The following is a 4,210-nucleotide window of genomic DNA, read 5'->3' as shown; positions in this document are numbered from 1 at the left end:
TTCTATGGCCCTGAACACTTTTATATGATCCAAGTCCGTCCTTGGCGTTGTCGAAGGGGTAGGAGAGGAGTGACATCGACACAGGAGAAGCATATATCACTATAACACAAAATAACTAGCGATGTATAAATATGAGTGGAAGGGTATTTTACTACATTATTAATTACTATTACGGATTTCCGTAATTGATTACTTGTTAATTCTATTTATATTTGATAAACCTCCACAATCACTATTATTAATTTCAATTATCAGGTTCAACAAATAAGACCAAATATTTTATGGCTAAAACAATTAGCGAAATTGATTGGTTAAAACTTTTAAAAGTTGATAGCAAAGAATTTTCGTCTTGGTTCCGTTTAGTGGATAAAAAAATAGTAAGTGGTGCGAAGATTAATTTTTATTGCTTGAACTTCAACAAAACCAAACCCGATTATGAGGGCTTCATTAGATATTTACTGACTCAAGTAGAAAGTTATGTTTTTGAAAAATTTGAAATATTAGAAATTCTGGAAGATGGTGAATCTCCACAAGAAAAAGCATTAAGTTATTTTGGTAATACAGACCCTTTGCGAGATGGAAGGTATGGAGAACTTATACTTTATCTTTTTGTTGAAGCACTGCTTAAAGCACCTTTAGTTGTTCATAAGATTGGTCAAACTTACAATAACAACGACCAAGTTAAGGGTTCAGATGGTTTGTTTTTAGGTTCTAGGGCAGGCAAATCCACTCTTTTCCTTGGTGAATCAAAAATGCGGGGTAGTTTCAGCGTTTGTGTAAGTGATGCCTTAGATTCAATCTCAAGATATATTGATAACCCTGATTCCATTGATAGAGAATTAAGTGTGGCAAAAAAACACTTGAGTAGAGACTTGAATAATTTGGATAAGGATTCCCTTGATTTAATATATAGAAGTCTAAGAACAAAACAACCTGAATTCAAACAATATAGTATCTGTTATCCGGCTTTCTTAATGTATAAAGAAGGTAAAATTGAAAAGATGATTGATGATAATTTACCAGATATAGAGAATGAGATAAACAAATTTCTTTTGAAGATTAAGGATAGGAGGGCCAAATATATTGGGGAGGCATTACCAAAAACTAAAAATATTACATTAGAGTTTTTTATGATGCCAGTAGTATGCGTAAACAGTTTTAGAGAGTTATGCTATAAGGTTTTTCATAATGATAAAATTTTCCAAAGAGTTAATTAAAAATGTCAAATAAGACTATACAATCAGCTAGGGAGCATCCTGTCTTCAAAAAGATAATTGGTAGTTTAATTACAAATAGATTTTTTTCTGAAATAAATCTTGAAAAGAAAAAAGAAATAATTAATCAAGAAGAAGTTGATCAAGCCATATGGTTAGCAACCATTATTTCCACAAGTGATAATGAGGATGATAAGTTTATTGGTTCTGTTTTTGGAATACTTCTTTTTCTTGAATATGAGGAATCAGATTACGTTAAGGCTGCATATATAATTCTATCACGATCAGGTAATTTAATTGCTTCTAGATTTTTTAAAAAACTCATTGAAATAAGCCCAAGAGATGGATATTTTCAATTCAAAGATAATTTTGGACCCACTTTGGATTATGAACTAGGAGCTAAATTAGCTGTAAATGAAATTAAAGTTGCTGGAATTGAAACGATTATTGGTTCAGATTATCAAAAAAAACTTTGGGATGCCCTAACAAAAACTAAAGAAAATATAGCAATTTCCGCTCCGACATCTGCTGGTAAATCTTATATTATTCAAAACTACATTCTTGAATTTTTCTCAAAAAATAAAAGTGCTTTTGTCATATATATAGTACCAACTAGGGCCCTAATATCTCAAGTCGCTGAAGACTTTAAGAATGTGTTAAACGACGATGTATCTATTAATACAGCATTTATAGAAAAAGAAGATGAAAATTTAGAGGAATTTTCTTCAAAGGAATTATTTATACTCACACCTGAAAGAACGCTAAAGCTAATTCAATACTCGTACGATACTCAATTAGAACCCGAAATTATATTTCTTGATGAAGTCCAAAACATTGAGAATGAAGATAGCAGAGGATTCTTTTTAGAGTTTTTACTTAATGAAATTGAAGCACTTTGGTCAACATCCAGAAAAATAATAGCTGGTCCATTTTTAAATAATCCACATCTCCTTTTTAAATTAATTTTCAATGAGGAAAGTAGGAACTTACAAACTGTTTTTTCACCTGTATTTCAGTTAAAAGCTGTTTTAAGGGCTAATCCTGAAAAAGATAATTCAATTATAATAAAAATTTTTTTTCAAGGAACTCATCTAAATGACATACAGATTGATGTTGATTTTGATTTCAGAAGATTACTAGCATCAGGAAAACAACAGGCCTTGACCAAAATAGTCCCTCTTTTTGGCAAAAACAGTAAAAATATAATTTATTTTCCCCGAACAGATTGGGCTGAAAATTTTGCAACAAAGCTAGCTGCCGAGTTATCAGCTAACAAAGAAAAACAGAAAATTGACCAAGACATCGTTGATTTAATTGAATTAATTAAGGAAGAAATTCATCCAGAGTATTATTTAATTGACGGCTTAAAAACAAAAACGGCTTTTCATCATGGTAAAATACCAGAAATTATAAGAGGAGAATTAGAATTTCTGTTTTCAAACGGAAAATTAGATAATATTGTTTGCACATCGACTTTAATGGAAGGCATTAATCTTCCTGCTGAAAAGGTTTTTATACCAATTGCAAAAAAGGATAGTATTCAATTAAGTTCTTTTGAATTTGGAAACATTGTGGGCAGAGCGGGTAGAATCAAAGATTCGTTAATCGGAACGGTTTTATGCTTAGAAAAAGAAGATGAAGAATGGGCCGAAGAACAATTTGTTCAAAATCCAGAAATGGAAATAGTACCAGCGATTAATAAACTTTTAAAACATCCTATAGATGATATTATAAATGCCCTAAATCAACCCTTAAATGACGCAATCAAAGAATTAGAATATGCTGTCAGTTTCCTTAAGCATAAGTTTTTGAAAGGTGAAAAAGCTCTAGAAGACTATCTGAAGAGTAAAAATTTAAAAGAAGAAAATATTAACGCTATTATAGATTCACTTACTGTAAAGTTAAATGATATAAATATCCCGTACGACTTACTAAGGCTTAATCCCAGTATTGACCCTGAATTTCAAAATACTTTGTTCAACAAAATAAAAAAAGAAGGCATAGACAATTGGGTGTTTTATGAAAATGAAAACCTATATAAAATTTGGAATAAACAAAATCGCCAAAGTAAGACACATAGTGAAACGAACTTATTTGGACAGTTGGATAATATTTTAAGCTTACTAGATGATATTTTCAATTTTAAAAGAGAAGCTTACTTTAAACATGATATTTCACGCTCTTTAAGCCAAATGGTATTTTATGCTGTATTGTGGCTACAAAATAAAAGCATGAAACAACTAATTAGCAATGAATTGAATTTTGATTCAAAAATTAGAGGTATTCTTGACCTTAATGATAAGAGAAAAGTAAATCGAAAAATTAATGAAGTAATAAAAGTATATTCTACAATTATTAGTTTTGTTCTTGTAAAATATATGAAGCTTTTGGCGGACATGTTAGACTTTTTCATGGATGATAATCAAAAAGAAGAATATAAATTAAGCCTATCTATGCCGACAATGCTAGAATTAGGAACTTACAATGCTTTAGTTTTGTTTCTTATTTCAAAAGGAATATCAAGGTCAATTGCAATAAAACTTTACAGAATAATACCAGAGGAAGAACATGAAACCCCGCTGAATTGGTTATCTAGACAGAAGTCTGTTGAAGGCTTAAGTAATGCATACAACAGGTATCTAAAAAGAAAAGGGTTTCTTTATAAAGATTAGCTTTTATAATTTGCAAACGGCCTATGAAAATTTTAGCCCCTTATTCTGGTCTATTGTTTTTTAAAGCATTCATAAATCACACAAGTTTGGCTTGGTAAAACTTATAGCCAATGGCTGATTGCTTTTGGCAGTTTGTAGCGCAGGTACATTTGACACCACATTTTCTACGTGTCAAGACTTTTTTATGCAACCCTAGCCTGTCCTGAACAAAGTCGAAGGGATAATAGTAGGGGAGTGGTCTCGAAGATTCGTGGATTCGTTGCCCTGCCGGTTAGATAAAGCAGGCGGTTTCCCCATATAGTTGATTGTAAACCATATCAATTG

At 31.1% G+C, this 4,210-nt stretch carries 2 protein-coding genes; both read left to right on the top strand.

Annotated features, from left to right (window positions below):
- Positions 1-281 precede the first annotated feature (281 nt).
- Complete coding sequence (locus GJ691_RS11325) at positions 282-1,217, top strand: HamA C-terminal domain-containing protein (protein WP_154366952.1); 936 nt, start codon at positions 282-284, stop codon at positions 1,215-1,217.
- A 2-nt stretch (positions 1,218-1,219) separates the two neighbouring features.
- Positions 1,220-3,886 (top strand): DEAD/DEAH box helicase, encoded by a 2,667-nt coding sequence (locus tag GJ691_RS11320; protein ID WP_154366951.1) that lies wholly within the window; start codon positions 1,220-1,222, stop codon positions 3,884-3,886.
- Positions 3,887-4,210: the final 324 nt, after the last annotated feature.

The organism is Maribacter luteus, assembly GCF_009674825.1.
Lineage (GTDB): Bacteria > Bacteroidota > Bacteroidia > Flavobacteriales > Flavobacteriaceae > Maribacter_A > Maribacter_A luteus.
The sequence above is the reverse complement of the archived record's forward strand: the minus strand, read 5'-3'. Positions and strand labels throughout refer to the sequence as shown.

Bases quoted from the DNA above. Each gene is read 5' to 3' on its own strand.
- GJ691_RS11325 (WP_154366952.1), top strand. From the start codon at position 282: ATGGCTAAAACAATTAGCGAAATTGATTGGTTAAAACTTTTAAAAGTT.
- GJ691_RS11320 (WP_154366951.1), top strand. From the start codon at position 1,220: ATGTCAAATAAGACTATACAATCAGCTAGGGAGCATCCTGTCTTCAAA.